At 65.1% G+C, this 17,950-nt stretch carries 13 protein-coding genes and 1 tRNA gene; 7 read left to right on the top strand and 7 right to left on the bottom strand.

Annotated features, from left to right (window positions below; translation table 11 throughout):
* Position 1 precedes the first annotated feature (1 nt).
* The 3 genes from O9320_01870 to O9320_01860 all read right to left on the bottom strand — a co-directional run bounded on the left by O9320_01870 (position 2) and on the right by O9320_01860 (position 2,896).
* Positions 2–1,417 carry an amidase gene (locus O9320_01870; GenBank protein MCZ8309571.1) on the bottom strand — a complete coding sequence of 472 codons (1,416 nt, stop codon included), beginning with the start codon at positions 1,415–1,417 and terminating at the stop codon, positions 2–4.
* A complete protein-coding gene (locus O9320_01865; GenBank protein MCZ8309570.1) occupies positions 1,414–1,602 on the bottom strand; it encodes a hypothetical protein in 189 nt (62 codons plus the stop codon). The genes O9320_01870 and O9320_01865 overlap by 4 nt, the downstream gene beginning before the upstream one ends.
* Positions 1,603–1,681: 79 nt before the next feature.
* The gene (locus O9320_01860) at positions 1,682–2,896 is read right to left on the bottom strand and encodes a DEAD/DEAH box helicase (GenBank protein MCZ8309569.1); all 1,215 of its coding nucleotides are present in this window, start codon (positions 2,894–2,896) and stop codon (positions 1,682–1,684) included.
* A gap of 299 nt (positions 2,897–3,195) precedes the next feature.
* On the opposite strand from O9320_01860, the gene O9320_01855 reads away from it, so the two are divergent.
* The 4 genes from O9320_01855 (at position 3,196) to O9320_01840 (ending at position 9,136) form a co-directional block, all read left to right on the top strand.
* Positions 3,196–4,440: a cytochrome P450 gene (locus O9320_01855; GenBank protein ID MCZ8309568.1), complete on the top strand. Its 1,245-nt coding sequence runs from the start codon at positions 3,196–3,198 to the stop codon at positions 4,438–4,440.
* On the top strand, positions 4,433–5,707 hold the full coding sequence (locus tag O9320_01850) for a TAXI family TRAP transporter solute-binding subunit (GenBank protein ID MCZ8309567.1): 1,275 nt from the start codon (positions 4,433–4,435) through the stop codon (positions 5,705–5,707). Before O9320_01855 ends, O9320_01850 begins: the two co-directional genes overlap by 8 nt.
* A gap of 143 nt (positions 5,708–5,850) precedes the next feature.
* A complete protein-coding gene (locus O9320_01845; protein MCZ8309566.1) occupies positions 5,851–8,604 on the top strand; it encodes a hybrid sensor histidine kinase/response regulator in 2,754 nt (917 codons plus the stop codon).
* 25 nt (positions 8,605–8,629) lie between these two features.
* Complete coding sequence (locus O9320_01840) at positions 8,630–9,136, top strand: chemotaxis protein CheW (GenBank protein MCZ8309565.1); 507 nt, start codon at positions 8,630–8,632, stop codon at positions 9,134–9,136.
* A gap of 7 nt (positions 9,137–9,143) precedes the next feature.
* Here the strand turns inward: O9320_01840 and O9320_01835 are convergent, their stop codons facing one another.
* From O9320_01835 to O9320_01825, 3 genes are all read right to left on the bottom strand, one after another.
* Positions 9,144–9,485 carry a hypothetical protein gene (locus O9320_01835; protein MCZ8309564.1) on the bottom strand — a complete coding sequence of 114 codons (342 nt, stop codon included), beginning with the start codon at positions 9,483–9,485 and terminating at the stop codon, positions 9,144–9,146.
* 73 nt (positions 9,486–9,558) lie between these two features.
* Entirely contained in the window at positions 9,559–10,005 is a 447-nt protein-coding gene (locus tag O9320_01830; protein MCZ8309563.1) for a heme-binding protein, read from the bottom strand.
* A 35-nt stretch (positions 10,006–10,040) separates the two neighbouring features.
* A tRNA-Thr gene (locus O9320_01825) sits at positions 10,041–10,112 on the bottom strand.
* Positions 10,113–10,743: 631 nt separating this feature from the next.
* Here O9320_01825 and O9320_01820 point away from each other — a divergent pair.
* A complete protein-coding gene (locus O9320_01820) occupies positions 10,744–12,417 on the top strand; it encodes an NAD(P)H-dependent oxidoreductase subunit E (GenBank protein MCZ8309562.1) in 1,674 nt (557 codons plus the stop codon).
* Positions 12,414–15,170, top strand: coding sequence for a formate dehydrogenase subunit alpha (fdhF, locus tag O9320_01815; protein ID MCZ8309561.1), 2,757 nt, complete (start codon positions 12,414–12,416; stop codon positions 15,168–15,170). Before O9320_01820 ends, fdhF begins: the two co-directional genes overlap by 4 nt.
* Positions 15,171–15,520: 350 nt before the next feature.
* Here fdhF and O9320_01810 read toward each other — a convergent pair whose 3' ends face one another.
* Positions 15,521–17,353, bottom strand: coding sequence for a dihydroxy-acid dehydratase family protein (locus O9320_01810; GenBank protein MCZ8309560.1), 1,833 nt, complete (start codon positions 17,351–17,353; stop codon positions 15,521–15,523).
* Positions 17,354–17,560: 207 nt separating this feature from the next.
* Between O9320_01810 and O9320_01805 the strand changes: the two genes are divergently transcribed.
* Positions 17,561–17,887, top strand: coding sequence for a hypothetical protein (locus O9320_01805; protein MCZ8309559.1), 327 nt, complete (start codon positions 17,561–17,563; stop codon positions 17,885–17,887).
* Positions 17,888–17,950: the final 63 nt, after the last annotated feature.

The raw sequence follows: 17,950 nt of genomic DNA, 5'->3' as shown, positions 1-17,950 counted from the left end.
GTCAGCCTTTCAGCGTCGGCGCTTGGTTGTGGAACGGCACTTCGCGCTCGAAGGCCGCACCCAATGCAAACAGCGTCGCCTCGTCGAACGCGCGGCCCGCAATCTGGAAGCCGAGCGGCAGGCCGTTCGCATCGAAGCGCATCGGCACCGACAAGGCGGGCAAGCCCATCGCATTGAAAGGCCGCGACAGGCGCGTCATGCGGCCGAGCAAAGCGGGCATCGCCGCACTGTCGGCGACGTCGCTTTCGTCGATGCGCGGGATCGGCGTGTTGAGGGTGGGGGCGAGCAGCGCATCGACCTTGTCGAACACTTCGGCATTGAACGTGGCCAGCGTGGCCGCCCGGATGCGCTGCGCGTCGAGATAGGCGACGGCCGGCACGGCCAGCCCCGCCACCATGCGCGCGCGCACCTGCGGCGAATAGTCGTCGATACGCGATTCGAGCCACGGGCGATGGGCGGTTGCGGCCTCCGATGCGGTCGTCAAAGCGCCCGAGGCGTTGACGGCTTCAAGGTCCGGCAGTTTCACGGGCACAATCGTCACGCCGAGTTTTTCGAAGATCGCCGCGGCTTGGTCCCACGCGGCCGCAACGTCGGCATCGAGATCGGCGTCGAAATAGCCTTGCGGAATGCCGAGCTTCAAGCCGCGTACAGGCTTGGCGCAGGCGGCTTCGTAGTCGGGCACGGCCATTTCTGCGGCCGTCGCGTCGTTGGCGTCGGCCCCGGCGATCAGGCCGAACACGCGCGCACAGTCGCGCACGGTGCGCGCAAGCGGGCCGACCGTGTCCATGGTCCACGACAAGGTCATGGCGCCATGGCGGCTCACGCGGCCCCAGGTCGGCTTGATACCGACAAGGCCGTTGCACAAAGCCGGCATGCGGATCGACCCGCCAGTGTCCGAGCCCAATGCGGCAAACGCCAGCCGTGCTGCCACGGCCGCACCCGAGCCCGAGGACGAGCCGCCAGTAATGTAATCGGTGTTCCACGGATTGCGCGCATGGCCGAAATGGTAGTTGTGGCCCGTGGGGCCGAAAGCGAACTCGGCCATGTTGAGCGTGCCGAGATCGATCGCACCCGCCGCATCGAGGCGGGCGAGGGCGGTTGCCGTCGTGCTCGCCTTCCAGTCGCGGCGGATTTTGGAGCCGCAGGTCGCGATGCGCCCGACGCGGTAATACATGTCTTTGTGCGCAAGCGGCACGCCGTGCAGCTTGCCGGAGGCCGGTTTTGCGTCGGCGGCCTTGGCAGCAGCGCGCGCACCTTCGGCGTCGAGGGCAATGAAAGCGTTGATGGCGGGCTGCCACTTGCCGATGCGCGCGATCGACGCGTCGACGATTTCGAGGCTCGAGATTTCGCGGGCGGCGATCGCGTCGGCAAGATCGACGAGCGTTGCGTGCGTGGGATCGGCAGGCAGGCGGCTCATTTCGCACCGCCGCGCAGATTGCGCACGAGATTGGAAGGTTCGCTGTCGAACGGAAGATGCTGGGCCGCGACGATGGCGAGCGGCGGCGCGATTTGGGCGGCCATGCGCGCCGCGTCGGTGGACGAGACCGCCACATTCAGCAAGGCGGCCGTCTTGGTGGTGTAGGCGTCGTCGAGTTTGGACATTTGCTGCGGCTCCTGCGGCGTTTGACCGCAGGAGCCTAGCAAACCTCGTTCCGAAAAACGACCGAGCTCGTGTGAGGCGTTAGGCCGCTTTGCGCTGGGCCTGGGCTTCGCCCGGCATTTCGAGCTTCGGAATGGTCTGGCGGATCAGCCGTTCGATGTCGCGCAGGAACGCGCGTTCGCTCGGATCGCACAGCGAGATCGCCATGCCTTCGGCACCGGCGCGCGCCGTGCGGCCGATGCGGTGCACGTAGCTTTCCGGTACGTTGGGCAGGTCGTAATTCACGACATGGCCCACGCCGTCGACGTCGATGCCGCGCGCGGCGATGTCGGTCGCGACCAGCACGCGGCAATGGCCGTTGCGGAAGGCGTTCAAGGCGCGCTCGCGCTGGCCCTGGCTCTTGTTGCCGTGGATGGCGTTGGCCGGAATGCCGCCTTTTTCGAGATATTCGGCGACCTTGTCGGCGCCGCGCTTGGTGCGCGCGAACACGAGCGTGCGCGTGGTCGCGATCTTGGTGAGGATCTCGGCCAGGATGGCGCGCTTGCGCGCACCTTCGCAGAACACGACGCGCTGTTCCACGCGGTCCGCGGTCTTGGCGACCGGGGTCACCTGCACGCGTGCCGGGTTGCGCAGCAATTCGCCCGCGAGATTGCCGATTTCCTTGGGCATTGTCGCCGAGAAGAACAGGTTCTGGCGGTTCTGCGGCAGCAGCGCCACGATCTTGCGGATGTCGCGCATGAAGCCGAGATCCAGCATCTGGTCGGCTTCGTCGAGCACGAATATCTCGGTCTTGTCGAGCTTCAAGGTGCCTTGCGTGATGTGGTCGAGCAGGCGGCCGGGCGTGGCCACCACGATGTCCACGCCGCTCTGCAGCTGGCGCGCCTGGGGGCCGAACGAAACGCCGCCATAGACGACAGCGCCGCGCACCGGCAGATCGCGCCCGTAGGTGCGGAAGCTGTCGGCGATTTGGCTCGCCAGTTCGCGCGTCGGCGAAAGCACAAGCACGCGCGTGAGGCTGCGGCCGAGGCGCACTTGGTTGGCGACGAGGCGATGCAGGATCGGCAGCGCGAAGGCGGCGGTCTTGCCGGTCCCGGTCTGGGCGATGCCGAGCAGATCGCGGCCGACGAGCACGTCGGGGATCGCTTGCTGTTGGATGGGGGTCGGCGTCGTGTAGCCTTCCGCCTTGACGGCGGCGAGCAGGGCCGGATGCAGGTTCAATTGGTCGAAACCGGTCGGGGCGGGTGTTGCGGCAACGTTGTTGTTGGGGGTGTTGTTGTTTTCAGTCTGTTGGGTCACGTTTTTCTCGTTTCGAAAAAGCAAAAAGCTCGCTCGTGCGAGCCGAACCCGAGAATGGGCCAGGCGCACGAAGGTGGGGCTACGGGGTTGTTGAACGCCCGTGCGTGTCCGGGCGAGGCGTTTTGGAGCCGAGGGCGGGTCGCGATCCCAAATCTTCGTCGAAAATCGCGCTCACGCAGGCCAACGGCCAAAGGCTGCACAAAGGCAGCGCGAGCGGATGTATGCGCGCTGCACCGCAATATGTCAAGCGGTGCGGCTGAACCGTGCGGATGGCAGCGACATTTGGTAGGCTCGGTCCTATGGCGTTCGATTTCGAACCGCGTTCGGCGGCATTTATCGCCGATCCCTATCCCGCCTTGGCGCAAGCGCGTTCGGCGGCATCCTTGTTCCATTCCAAAAAACTGGGCGGCTGGGTTGCGGCAGGCTTCGCCGACTGCAGGGCACTGCTCAAAGATCCACGCCTGTCGGCCGATCGCATGACGCCGTTTTTCGGCCATCTCCCGCCGCAAGCGCGCGATGCGGTCGCGACCCTCGAAGCGATGATGAAGCGCTGGGCCGTGTTCGTCGATCCGCCGATCCACACGCGGCTGCGCGGCCTCATGAACAAAGCCTTCAGCCCGCGCGCGATCGAGAGCCTCGCACCCGCGATCCAAGCGCGCGTCGACTCTTTGATCGACGGCTTCGCCGGCCGCCCGCAGATCGATTTCATCCGCGAATTTGCCTATCCGCTGCCGGCTTGCGTGATTGCCGATCTGCTCGGCGTGCCGATCGCGGACGTGGATCTGCTCAAACGCTGGTCGGACGATCTGGGCGCTTTCGTGCTGACCGCGCGCGCAAGCCCCGACAAATACGTGCGCGCCGAAGCGGCGGCCAAAGAGATGCAGAGTTATTTTGACGCCCTCGTGGCCGCGCGCCGCATGAAGCCGGGTACCGATGCCGCTTCATGGCTCATCGAAGCCGCCGACGCGATCGCGGCCATGGACGGGCCCGAGCTGACGGCCACCTGCGTGCTGCTGCTGTTCGCGGGCCACGAAACCACGACGCATCTACTCGGCAACGGGTTGTGGGCATTGCTCACGCATCCGGCCGAGCTTGCCACCTTGCGTGCGCATGTCGACGACGACGCGTTCGTCGCCGGTGCGGTTGAAGAAATGCTGCGCTGGGACGGGCCAAGCTTGGCACAAGTGCGCATCGCGCGCGAAGACATCGACTGGAACGGGGCCAGGCTGCGTCAGGGGGAGCGCGTGTTTTTGATGCTGGCAGGGGCCGCGCGCGATCCCAACGTTTGCGAGGCACCCGACCGGTTCGACGTTTCGCGTGCCGACATGCCGCATCTCGCCTTCGGCTACGGCATCCATTTCTGCATCGGCGCCCCTTTGGCGCGGCTCGAGGCGCGTATCGCGTTCCAGCGCCTGCTCGTGCGGCTGCCGAAATTGGCGCTTGTGCCGGGGCCGCTCGACTGGTCGGACAATCTCGTCGTGCGCGGCCTGCACCGGCTCGAAATCGCGATCGGCATTGCGGCAAGGGATCGGGCGCATGCGTGAGGTCTTGAAGGTTTGGCTACCGATCCTCGTGCTGGTCGCAGCGGGTTTTGCGCTCGCTTGGCGCTTCGTCGATCCCGCCCCGCCCAAGAGCTTTGCGTTTGCCGGCGGCGCACCGGGCGGTGCTTATGCCGATTTCGCCGAGCGCTACCGCGCATTGCTCGCCAAAGAGGGCATCGTGCTCGAGGTGCGCGCGACGACCGGCTCGCTCGACAATCTGCGCCGCCTGAATGCCGAGCCGCCGACGGCCGATGCGGGCTTCGTGCAGGGCGGCGTTGGCTCGGAAGAAGGAGCACCCGGGCTTGCCACGCTTGCGAGCGTCTTTTTCGAGCCCGTGTGGCTCGTCCTGCGCAGCGATCTTGCCGTGGCCAAGCTCTACGATCTGCGGGGGCTTCGCGTGGCGGTCGGCGGCGAAGGCTCGGGCACGCAAGTGCTGGTGCGCCAAATGCTGCGCGCCAATGGCCTCGACGCGACGCGCGACATACTGGCCGCCAATCTCGGCACCGATGCTGCGTTTGCGGCCCTTGCCGATGGGCAGATCGACGCGGCGTTCGTCGTGTCGGCGCGCCCGCCGGCCGCACTCGCCGATCTTTTGGCGGCAGGGCGCCACCGCCTCTACAGCTTCGCGCGCCACGAAGCCTATCGGCTGCAATTCCCGTTTCTGTCGTCGGTGGTGCTGCCGGCGGGCGGGCTCGATCTGGCGCGCGATCTGCCGCGCGAGGAGACGATTCTGCTCGCCCCCGTGGCGCAGCTTGTCGTGCGCGAGGATCTGCATCCGGCCCTCGTCGGGCTGTTGCTGCGCGCGGCCCAGCAGGTCCACAAGCCGCGCCAGCTTTTTGCCCCCGGCGGTACGTTCCCGACGACCAACTACAACGATTTCGAATTGCACGAAGATGCCGCACGCCTGATCGAGCGCGGCCCGAGCTTCGCCGTGCGTTTCCTGCCGTTTTGGGCGGCCGTGCTGGCCGAACGCCTCCTCGTGCTGCTGATCCCGCTCTTGACGTTGCTGATCCCGCTCGCCCGCATTGCCCCGCCCGCCTATCGCTGGCAGGTGCGGAGCAAAATATTCTCTAAATACAAGCAGTTGCGGCGCATCGAGCGCGATCTGCGTGCGAACCCCTCGAGCGACGCAAAGGCTCGATTGCAGGCCGAATTGGCGGCCCTGCAGCAGGCGGCCGAGGCGCTGCGCGTGCCGACGTCCTACGCCGACACGCTTTACAATTTGCGTCTCCACATCCGATTCGTGCGCGAAATCGTTGCGCCGCAATGAAAATTCTCTATTGTTGTCCAATTAGTTATCGAAAAATGCGCGTACCGAAGGCGTTATAAACGTTTCGGTAACACGATTGGCGCTAAAACGCTTTCCTATGCCCGGCTGGCCAACGGCCGAGATGGAAGATGGAGAAACCCGTTATGGACGATCTGCTGCGCGACTTTCTGACCGAGACCAACGAAAATCTCGGCGTGCTCGACACCGAGATCGTCCGGCTCGAACAGAACCCCAACGATCCGGGGCTCGTGGGCAGCATCTTCCGCATCATGCACACGATCAAGGGCACGTGCGGCTTCTTGGGCCTGCCGCGCCTCGAACGCGTGGCGCATGCTGGCGAAAACCTGCTCGACAAGATCCGCGAGGGCATCCTTACGCCGAATGCGCAGGCTGTGACGCTGATCTTCGAAGCGCTCGACCGCATCAAGAGCATCCTATCGGTGCTCGAACAGACCGAAGCCGAACCCGAAGGCGACGACAGCGATCTTATTCAGCGCCTCAACGACTATGCCTCGGGCAAGACCGATCCGACGGCGGCAGCACCCAAGGCGCCGAATGCGGCCGCACCCGCCGCCGCACCGGCAGCCCCGCCGGCCCCGGTTGTCGCAGCCGAACCCGAACCCGACGAACACGGCTTTGTGCCGGTACCCGCCGGCAAGACCGCCGCGATGGCCGATGCGCTCGCCGCGAACCGTGGGGTTGAAACGCCGGCGGCCGAAACCCCTGCCGCACCGGCGCCGAGCGTGCCGGTCCCGGTTGCCGCTGCGCCTGTACCCGTTGCAGCCCCCGTCGCCAAAGCGCCGAAGGCGGCCGAACCGCGCGGCGACGTGGCCGAGTCCGCAGTTGCGGCCTCCTCGATCCGCGTCAACGTCGACGTGCTCGAAAATCTGATGACGATGGTCTCGGAACTGGTGCTTACGCGCAACCAGCTCCTGCAGATCCTGCGCTCGCAGAAGGACAGCGAATTCTCAGTACCTCTGCAGCGTCTCAACCACGTCACGTCCGAGCTGCAGGAAGGCGTCATGAAGACGCGCATGCAGCCGATCGGCAATGCGTGGTCGAAGCTGCCGCGCCTGATCCGCGATCTCAGCCACGAACTCGGCAAGAAGATCGATCTCGTCATGCACGGGCAGGAAACCGAGCTCGACCGCCAGGTGCTCGAACTCATCAAGGATCCGCTCACCCATCTCGTGCGCAACTGCGCCGACCACGGGCTCGAGCGGCCCGAAGAGCGCCGTGCCGCCGGCAAGCCCGAAGTGGGCCGCGTCAATCTCAACGCCTTCCACGAAGGCGGCCATATCATCATCGAGATTTCGGACGACGGCCGCGGCCTCAATATCGACAAGATCAAGCAGAAGGGCATCCAGAACGGCGTTGTGAGCGAAGCGGAAGCCGCCGGCTTGAGCGACCAGCAGGTTGCCCAGTTCATCTTCAAGGCGGGCTTCTCCACCGCCGCCGTCGTGACCTCGGTTTCGGGGCGCGGCGTGGGCATGGACGTGGTGCGCACCAACATCGAAAAGATCGGCGGCACGGTCGAGCTGCGCTTCCAGCGCGGCAAGGGTACGGCCTTCGTCATCAAGATCCCGCTCACGCTCGCGATCGTCTCGGCGCTCGTCGTCGAATGCTCGGGCGAGCGCTTCGCGATCCCGCAGATCAGCGTGCTCGAACTCGTGCGCGCACAGGCCGGATCCGAGACGACGATCGAGCGCGTGAACGACTCGCCGTTCCTGCGCCTGCGCGACCGTCTGCTGCCGCTCGTGAGCCTGCACGATCTCCTGCGTCTGGGCGACGACCGCGGCGTCGAGCCCGACCAGAGCTTCATCGTGGTCACGCAAGTCGGCACCTACACGTTCGGCATCATGGTCGACCGCGTGTTCGACACGGAAGAAATCGTCGTGAAGCCGGTCGCACCCATCCTGCGCGACATCTCGATGTTCTCGGGCAACACGATCCTGGGCGACGGTTCGGTCATCATGATCCTCGATCCCAACGGCATCGCGGCAGCCTCCGGCGAAGCGGCGTCGATGGGCGAACATGGAGCCGCAGCGGCCGCCGACGACGACAAGTCGTCGAGCGAAGCCGAGCGCATCGCACTTCTGGTGTTCCGCGCCGGCGGCCAAGCGCCCAAGGCCGTGCCGCTGTCGCTCATCGCGCGCCTCGAAGAGGCGGACGCAGCGACGATCGAATTCTCCGACGGCAAGCCCGTGCTGCAGTATCGCGGCAAGCTCATGCCGCTGGTCACGATCGACCCGTCCTATCCGGTGCGCACCGAAGGCCGCCAGCCGATCCTGGTGTTCGCCGACCGCAACCGCAACATGGGCCTGCTCGTGGACGAAATCGTCGACATCGTCGAAGAGCGTCTGCAGGTCGAGATGAACAACGTGCGCCCCGGCATGGTGGGCTCGGCGATCATCTCGGGCAAAGCGACCGACGTCATCGACACCGCGCACTATCTGTCGCTCGCGTTCGGCGACTGGTTCGGCAAGGCCGATTCGCCGTTCGGCCAGACGCAGCTGCGCCGTCTGCTGCTCGTGGACGACAGCCCGTTCTTCCGCAATCTCCTGCAGCCGATCCTGTCGGTGGCGGGTTTCGAGGTCACGACAGCCGAAACCGCGACCGGGGCTTTGGCAATGTGCGAGGCGGGTCGCGAGTTCGACGTGATCGTGTCGGACATCGAAATGCCGGGCATGAGCGGCTTCGAATTCGCCGAGGCGCTGCGGCGCACCGAGCGCTTCCGCGAGACGCCGATCCTGGCGCTGTCTTCGCACACGCATCCGCGCGACATCGAGCGCGCGCGCGACGTGGGCTTCACCGACTTCATCCCCAAGCTCGACCGCGAAGGCCTGCTGGCCTCGCTGAACGAGCTGGGTGCCGCTGCCCGCGTCGCGGCGCAGTAGGCGGCGGCAAAGAGGAGAGACGAACATGAGCAACGCGCTGGTTCCCGCCGACAAGGGCACTGCCGTCAAGACGGTAGGCACGAACGTCGCCAACGATTTCGTCACGATGACCGTGGCGGAGCAACTTTTCGGCATCCCCGTGCTGACCGTGCAGGACGTGCTGGGGCCGCAGCGCATCACGCGCGTGCCGCTTGCCCCGCCCGAAGTGGCGGGAGCGCTCAATCTGCGCGGGCGCATCGTCACGGCGTGCGACGTGCGCCGCCGCCTGGGCCTGCCGAAGCGGGAAGGCGAGGGGCAGGGCATGAACGTGGTCGTCGACCACAAGGGCGAACTCTACGCGCTGATGGTCGACAGCGTGGGCGAAGTGCTGTCGCTGTCGTCGGACACGTACGAGCGCAATCCCAACACGCTCGATCCGCGCTGGCGCGAAGTCTCGGGCGGCATCTACCGCCTCAAGGGCAAGCTCTTGGTGGTGCTCGAAGTCGACCGTCTGCTCGCCTTCAAGCGCGGTCTGGGTTCGGAAGCGGCGTAAAGGGGGGCTACCCTTTCAAGCCGGAAACCTTCGAAATAGCGAGTTCCAGATCGCCCACGGGCGTCTCGACGACGAAACATTGCTGGTCGAATCCGCGCTTGAACGCGAAATCGAGCGTGAATTGCCATGCCTCGTGCCCCGGGCTGCGACCGAGAAGCTGCGCCCCCGCTGCAAACGACGTGGTTATCGAGGCCTGCAGAACGCCTGCCTCGTCGATGCGATAGGTGCCGTCCTCGGCGCGCTCTGCTGGGTTGGCAGAACGGATCGTGCCGCCGCGAACGACGACCAACGAGAACGCGGTATGGCTATCGTCGCTGAAGCTGTAAACATAAATGCCGTCGATATCCATGGGCGCGCGATCCTGGATTGCTAATCGTAAAGCAACCTAACATAGACACGGCCGGGTCGCCAAACGGAAAAATTCAGGCGGACAGATCCGGCACGCCCGCTGCCGCATCGAAGCCGGCGGCGGCAATGCCGGCAAGCGCACAGGCTTCGTCTTGCGGGCCCGTGTCGCCGGAAATGCCGACCGCACCCAGCGTGACACCGTTCGCGCGCACCAGAACCCCGCCCGGCGAGGGCACGATGCGCCCGCCGCTGGCGGCCGATATCGCGGCGACAAAGGCGGGCGAGGTCGCGGCGCGCTGCGTGAGTTCGCGGGTGCCGAAGCCCATGCCGAGGGCCCCCCAGGCTTTGCCGTAGGCGATCTCGAAACGCAGGATGCCCGAACTATCCTCGCGCTTGGCGGTCACGACATGGCCGCCTGCGTCGAGCACCACGAGTGTGAGCGGTGCAAGGCGCAAGCGCCTGCCTTCGGCGAGCGCCGCGTCGGCGAGGCTTTCGGCTTTTGCGAGCGTGAGGACGGTCATGCGCCAATGCGTCTTTCGCGCGCGAAAAGAAACGGTGCCGGTTGAGGGGATTGAACCCCCGACCTTCGGTTTACAAAACCGCTGCTCTACCGCTGAGCTAAACCGGCGATCCGTTTAAAATCAGTAGCTTGATGGCACTTAGGACACTGACTGCTTTCGAGAGCGGGACTCTCGACTGGGACTTTGCCTGCCGAATTCCTCCGCCGCAAGGCCAGAGGTGGAGCGCATTGCCAACACAGCAGCGCGTTTTGCCCCATCGGCGACCCGCGTGTAAAGAGCCGTTGTAGCCGCGGATTTTTGGCGGGCCGACCCCTGCGTGACGGCACTGCTGGCGACCGTTGCCAAGTGGGTCACGTCGGAGGCCCGAATAGCGTGAAAGCGATAACGCCCCTCCAACCCAAGGCGCCGAAGCGCATTGATCCACGTACCTTGCAACGACTTTATAGAGCGTGGCTTGCGGCTTCCTGGGGGCGTGAAGGCGACGAGATATTCCTTGGCGGAGATTCTTTCGTTTGCGAAGAGGGCGAGCCACGCGAGCGGCTGCATCGCTTCGTCCGGTCTGTCCGCTGTCGGAACTGTCGGAACCGTTTCAGGCTCCAAGCATGATCTGACAGGGTTTTTTTGGGCCAAACCGATTTTCTCAACTAGCTTGAGCGCCGGGCCGAGCATGCTACGGTTTGGGCGGCTTCGAAGACCCATCTGGAAAATGTGGGTCCAAACGCGGGAGAAACCGTATCTATGCCGTCGCAAACCGGAGGCGACCGAAAGAACGGGCGGAAAGGCCGGGCGCTGGACGAGGCGGCGCTGGCGGAGCTGCGCACGCTCCTCGGCACGGTGCCGCGCACGCGCGATAGGCTGATCGAGAATCTGCATCTGATCCAGGATCGTTTCGGCCATCTCGCTGCGCGCCATCTCAACGCGCTCGCGCACGAGATGCGCCTGTCGGAAGCCGAAGTCTACGAGGTCGCGAGCTTCTACCACCATTTCGACATTGTGAAGGAAGGCGAGGCGCCGCCGCCCGCCCGCACGCTGCGCATCTGCAACTCGCTGTCCTGCGCGATGATGGGTGCCGAGGCTCTGCTCCATGCGATGCGTGCGGCCGCCGATCCCGCCAAGGTCCGTGTCGTCGGGGCCCCCTGTATCGGGCGCTGCGCTGCCGCTCCCGCTGCGATGCTGGGCCAGTACGCGATCGAGAGTGCCACGCAGGACCGCCTCGCCGAGGCCATCGCCTTGGACAACGCGCACGCCGCGATTCCGTTCCATATTGCCTTCGACGCATATCGTGCGCAGGGCGGCTATCGATTGTTGGAAAGACTGCGCGCAGCCCCCGACGCGCGCTTGGCCACGTTCGCGGCCCTCGACGCGTCGGGTCTGCGCGGACTTGGCGGGGCCGGTTTTCCGGTTGCGCGCAAATGGAAGAGCGTGCACGCCCAGCCAGCACCGCGCCTGATGACGGTAAATGCCGACGAGGGCGAGCCCGGCACCTTCAAGGACCGCCACTATCTGGAAAGCGACCCTCATCGCACGCTCGAAGGCATCCTGATCGCCGCGTGGGCGGTCGAGGCGGAACGTGTCTACATCTATCTGCGCGACGAGTATCCGGCCGTCCGCGCGATCCTCGGCGACGGGATCGCAGCACTCGAGCGCGCGGGGCTGGTCGCACCCGGCCATGTCGAGCTTCGTCGCGGAGCGGGTGCTTACATCTGCGGCGAAGAGTCCGCGATGATCGAATCGATCGAGGGCAAGCGCGGTCTGCCGCGCCATCGCCCGCCTTATATCGCCGAGCGCGGTCTATTCGGGCGGCCGACGCTCAACCACAATGTCGAGACGCTGCACTGGCTGCGCGAAATTCTCGAGGACGGCCCCGAGAAATTCGCGAATGCCGGGCGACGCGGCTACAAGGGCAGGCGTACGTTTTCGGTCTCGGGCCGCGTGGCCTCGCCCGGCGTGAAGATCGCACCGGCCGGTATCACCGCCCGCGAGCTGATCGAAGAATTCTGCGGCGGCATGGCGCCCGGCCACGAACTGCTCGGCTATCTTCCGGGCGGGGCATCGGGCGGCATACTGCCGGCAAGGCTTGCAGATCTGCCGCTCGATTTCGGCACGCTCGACCCGCAAGGCGCGTTCGTCGGCAGCCATGCCGTGATCGTGCTGTCCCAGGCCGACGATCCGCGTGCCGTCGCCGGAAATCTGATCCGCTTCTTCCGCGACGAATCCTGCGGCCAGTGCACGCCGTGCCGGGCGGGCACCGAAAAGATGGCTTCCCTGCTTGCTGCCGACGACTGGTCGGCGGACACGCTCGGCGATCTCGAGGCCGTGATGCGCGATGCGTCGATTTGCGGTCTCGGCCAGGCGGCTCCCAACCCGGTGCGCAGCGTGCTGCGCTTCTTCGCCGACGGGAAGTCGCAATGAGCGGTCCGATCGGCTTTACACTCGACGGCAAGGCGGTGGTCGCAGCGCCGGACGAGACGATATGGGATGTCGCCAAGCGCGAGGGCAACGAGATCCCGCATCTATGCCATCTTGATTCGACGGGCTACCGACCCGACGGCAACTGCCGGGCCTGCGTGTGCGAGATCGAAGGCGAGCGCGTGTTGGCGGCAAGCTGTATCCGCAAACCCGCCGCGGGGATGAACGTCTCGACCGAGACGCCGCGCGCGACAAAAGCACGCGCCATGGTGTTCGAACTGCTTGCCGCTGACATGCCTGCACGCGCCGACAGCCCGGACCCCGACGCACCTTTCTGGCAATGGGCGGAGAAACTGGGCGTTGCAGCCGGCCGATTGCCGAAGCGCGAGCGGTGCTCCGACGGGCACGATGCATCGCACGCCGCGATCGCGGTAAATCTCGAATCCTGCATTGCGTGCGGATTGTGCGCGCGCGCGTGCCGCGAGGTGCAGGTCAACGACGTGATCGGCATGGGCCATCGCGGCTGCGACACGGCGCCGGTCTTCGACCTTGACGACCCGATGGGCGGATCGACCTGCGTTGGCTGCGGGGAATGCGTGCAGGCCTGCCCGACGGGCGCGCTGTTCGAGAAAAGCCTGATGGACAAGGCCGGAATTCATCGAACGACGCTCCCCGAGCGATCGGTCGATACGCTGTGCCCTTTCTGCGGCGTGGGTTGCCAGACGCGCGTGGGCGTCGTCGGCGACCGGATCGTGCAGGTCGATGGGCGGGAGGGGCCGTCCAACGAAAATCGCCTGTGCGTGAAGGGTCGCTTCGGGTTCGACTATGTGCGCCATCCTCACCGGCTGACGCAGCCATTGATCCGGCGCGACGGCGTGCCCAAATTCGGCGATATCCGCATCGACTCATCCAACCCTTGGGCTGTATTTCGTCCGGCGACGTGGGAAGAAGCCCTCGGTCGCGCCGCCGAGGGCCTCAAACGCGTGCGCGACACGCATGGCGGCGGCGCGCTTGCCGGCTTCGGCTCCGCCAAGGGGTCTAACGAGGAAGCGTATCTTTTCCAGAAACTCGTGCGCCAAGGCTTCGGCACCAACAATGTCGACCACTGCACGCGTCTGTGCCACGCCTCGTCAGTCGCGGCACTGCTCGAAGGCGTGGGCTCGGCCGCCGTCACCGCCCCTTTCGCTGCGGCGAAGGAGGCGGACTGCATCGTCGTGATCGGTGCGAGGCCCGAGCAGAACCATCCGGTGGCAGCGACGTTTCTTAAACAGGCCGCTCGGCGCGGCGCGCACCTGATCGTCATCGATCCGCGCGGCCAGGGGCTGATGCGCCATGCCGAGCATGCGTTGCGCTTCACGCCGGGCACCGACGTGGCGCTGCTGAACGCACTGCTGCATGTGATCGTCGCAGAGAAACTTTACGACCCGGTCTATGTCGCGGCGAACGTGGACGGATTCGACGAACTTGCCGCGCGTGTGGCGGAATACGCGCCCGAGCGCATGGCGCCGGTCTGCGGCGTCGATGCCGCCACGCTTCGCGCGGTCGCCCGGCGCTACGCTACGTCGAAGCGTTCGATCATCTTCTGGGGCATGGGCATTTCCCAGCACATTCACGGCACCGACAATGCGCGCTGCCTGATCGCACTCGCCCTGATCACCGGACAGATCGGTCGGCCGGGCACGGGCTTGCATCCGCTGCGCGGCCAGAACAACGTCCAGGGCGCTTCGGACGCAGGCCTTATTCCGATGATGTATCCGGATTACCATCCGGTCGAGAACGCGAGCTACCGCGCGGACTACGAGAAGCGGTGGGGCCGAACGCTCGATCCCAAGCGTGGCCTGACCGTAGTCGAGATCATCGACGCGATCGACAGACGCGAGATTCGCGCCATGTACGTTATGGGCGAGAACCCCGCCATGTCGGACCCCGATCAGAGCCATGCGCGCGCGGCCTTTGCCAAGCTCGAACATTTTGTCGTGCAGGACATCTTCTTGACCGAGACGGCATGGCACGCCGACGTGGTGCTGCCAGCCTCGGCGCATGCCGAGAAGCTGGGTAGCTTCACGAACACGAACCGACAGGTGCAGATCGGTCGACCGGTTATTCCGCTGCCGGGCGAAGCGCGGCAAGACTGGGAACTGATCGTCGACATTGCGCGGCGCATGGGGCTCGACTGGCGCTATGCCGGCGTGGACGAGGTGTACGAGGAGATGCGCGCCACGATGCCCTCGCTCGCCGGTCTGCCATGGGCGCGGCTGCTGCGCGAGGGCGCGGTCACTTACCCCGCCGACGATGCCGATCATTTCGGCCACGATATCCTGTTCGGCGACGGGTTTCCCACGAAGACACGCCGGGCGCGCCTCGTGCCTGTCGATTTCCTGCGCCCGGGCGAGGAAACGGACGCCGACTATCCGCTGGTGCTCAGCACCGGCCGGTTGCTCGAACATTGGCACACAGGGGCAATGACGCGCCGGGCCGCGATGCTCGACAGTCTCGAACCCGTCGCGATCGCCTCGATGAATCGGCGCGAGATCGCGGCGCGCGGACTTGCCGAGGGCGCTGCCGTCCGCGTCGAAACGCGCCACGGTGCGCTCGAGGTCAGCATGCGCGCAGACCCGGACGTGCCGGACGGCATGATCTATATGCCTTTCTGTTTCGGCGAGGCGCCGGCCAACAGGTTGACGAACGCGGAACTCGATCCGGTCGGCAAGATTCCCGAATTCAAATACACCGCCGCACGCGTCTTGCGCGCCTGAAGCCGTCGCGGGTACGGGGCGCCGTCGTTCCACCAGCCTGAGCAAGACGGCGACGCCGACGACCCGCGCGCTCTTTTGGAAGTGCTGTCCCGGTTCAGACTTTCTTCACTCGTGTTCCGGCGGCGATGTTGACTGCCAAGCTGCCGATCACGATGACGGCGCCGATCAAAGCGGCCATTTCGGGCATCTCGCCGCAGCACATCCAGCCGATGCAGCAGGTTCATCCACTTGTCCGTTGCGAACCTCCGAAACCTCCGGTCCTCGAATGCGCAAATCATGGCCAGCGCCGCTCTCCCGGTCCGTGAAGATCGGGAGAGCGGCGCATGGATGGCTCCGGCAAAAGTGATCTATCAATGATTGTCGCGCGGCGTTCCCGAAGTCTGCGCGATCTTTTGGTATTTGACCGCCGGCTTCAGCGTCATGCCTTCTGACAGCTGGTCGACCATCGAGCGCTGGATCTCCTGCCACGGCGTCTGACTGGCCGGATAGGGGAAGCCGCCCTTGGCGGCCAGATCGGCGTGCCGCTTCTTGATCTCTTCCGGCGGCAGCAGGATGTCGGCCGTGCGCTTGTTGAGATCGATGCGGATGCGGTCGCCGGTCCTCAGGATCGCGAGGCCGCCGCCGACCGCCGCCTCGGGCGAGGCGTTCAGAATCGAGGGCGTGCCCGACGTGCCCGACTGCCGTCCGTCGCCGATGCAAGGCAGCGACAGCACGCCGCGCCGGATGAGCGCTGCCGGCGGCTGCATGTTCACGACTTCGGCCGCACCGGGATAGCCGATCGGGCCGACACCGCGAATGATCAGGATCGTGTGCTCGTCGATGCCGAGCGACGGATCGTCGATCCGGTGGTGATAGTCCTCCGGCCCTTCGAACACGGCGACCTTGCCTTCGAAGGCATTGGGGTCCTTCGGGTTCGAGAGATAGCGGTCCTGGAATTCTTTCGATATGACGCTCGTCTTCATGATGGCGCTGTCGAAGAGCGTGCCCTTGAGGTTGAGGAAGCCCGCGTTCTTGCGCAGCGGATTGTCCCAGCTCCGGATTACCTCGGGATCGCCGGACTTCGCATTCTTGCAGTTCTCGCCGATGGTCTTGCCGGAAACCGTCATCGCATTCTCGCGGATCTTGCCGTGCCTCATCAGCTCGGCGATCACCGCAGGCAGGCCGCCGGCGCGGTAATACTCTTCGGCAAGATACTCGCCCGCCGGCTGCAGGTTGACGAGAAGCGGGATCTCGAAGCCGTGCTTTTCCCAGTCGGCAATGTCGAGCTTCACGCCCATATGCTTGGCGATCGCATTCACATGCACGGGCGCGTTGGTCGAGCCGCCGATGGCCGTACTGGCGACGATCGCGTTTTCGAACGCCTCGCGCGTCATGATGTCCGACGGCTTCAGGTCCTCGGCGACCATCGCGACGATGCGCCGGCCAGTCTCGTAGGCGATCTGGCCGCGTTCGCGGTAGGGAGCCGGGATCGCCGCCGAACCGGGCAGGCACATGCCGAGCGCTTCGGAAAGCGCGTTCATCGTCGAGGCGGTGCCCATCGTGTTGCAGTGGCCGTTCGATGGTGCGGACGAGCTGACGATATCGATGAACTGCTCGTAGGTGATTTCGCCGGCTGCATGGCGCTCGCGCGCCTTCCAGACGACCATGCCCGAGCCCACGCGTTCCTTGCCATTCCAGCCGTTCAGCATCGGGCCTACATTGAGACCGATCGCCGGGATGTTGACGGTGGCGGCCGCCATCAGCAGTGCGGGCGTCGTCTTGTCGCAGCCCGTCGTCAGCACGACCCCGTCGATCGGATAGCCGAACAGCACCTCGACCAGCGAAAGGTACGAAAGGTTCCGGTCGAGACTCGCGGTCGGGCGCTTGCCGGTTTCCTGGATCGGATGGCACGGGAACTCGAAGCATACGCCGCCCGCCGCGATGATGCCCTCGCGCACGCGCTTGGCAAGCTCGAGATGGTGGCGGTTGCACGGCGACAGGTCGGATCCCGTCTGCGCGATGCCGATGATCGGCTTGCCCGACTTGAGCTCGTCAAGCGTCATGCCGAAATTGAGATACCGCTCAAGATACAGAGCAGTCATGCCGGGATTTTCGGGATTGTTGAACCACTGGCGGGACCGTAGCGGGCGAGTCAAGGTTTCCTCCGTCGGGATGTTATGGGGCCGTTGGCGTGTGGCCGACATTTGATGGTCCATTGAACTTACATAATAGACCGACATTTCCCCAATAAATCGTCTGAACCGATTGAACCCTGACATCCTGGGCGAATTTGCGTCAATCTGCAGATATAGCCCTTTGTTCTGGTATTCGCCGTCAGTATCCACAGGGCAGATTCGGTCATTTGTGCACCGGAAGGTTTGCGGCTCATCGGAACGGTGAATGGGACGAAGATGAAATCGATGAAACCGACCCCGCCGACACTGCCCGACGCATCACGCGATCAGCGTGACCCGAATTCGTTCGAGGCGGTGACGGATGTGCCGGGCTCCGCGGGCGATTGTGTCGCGGTCGATGGTCTGGAACGCAGCGGGCGCCAACTGGTCGCGCTTCATCGCCGCCGGAGCAGGCTGAGAGCACGCCCCATTAGCGCGTGCGACAAGATGATTCGAATGCAAAACATGCTGCATTCGCAACCGCGTTCGCATCGGGACTTGCATTGGGAGTTCGGTGCCGAAACGCGCACCTTTTGGCCTGTTTCGTTCGCGCCGACAGTTTGAAAATCAGAGATTTAAGGCCCGGTCAGGATCTTAGAAAACCGCTGCTCTACCGCTGAGCTAAAT

The organism is Magnetospirillum sp. (assembly GCA_027532905.1).
Classification (GTDB): domain Bacteria; phylum Pseudomonadota; class Alphaproteobacteria; order CACIAM-22H2; family CACIAM-22H2; genus Tagaea.
The sequence above is the reverse complement of the archived record's forward strand: the minus strand, read 5'-3'. Positions and strand labels throughout refer to the sequence as shown.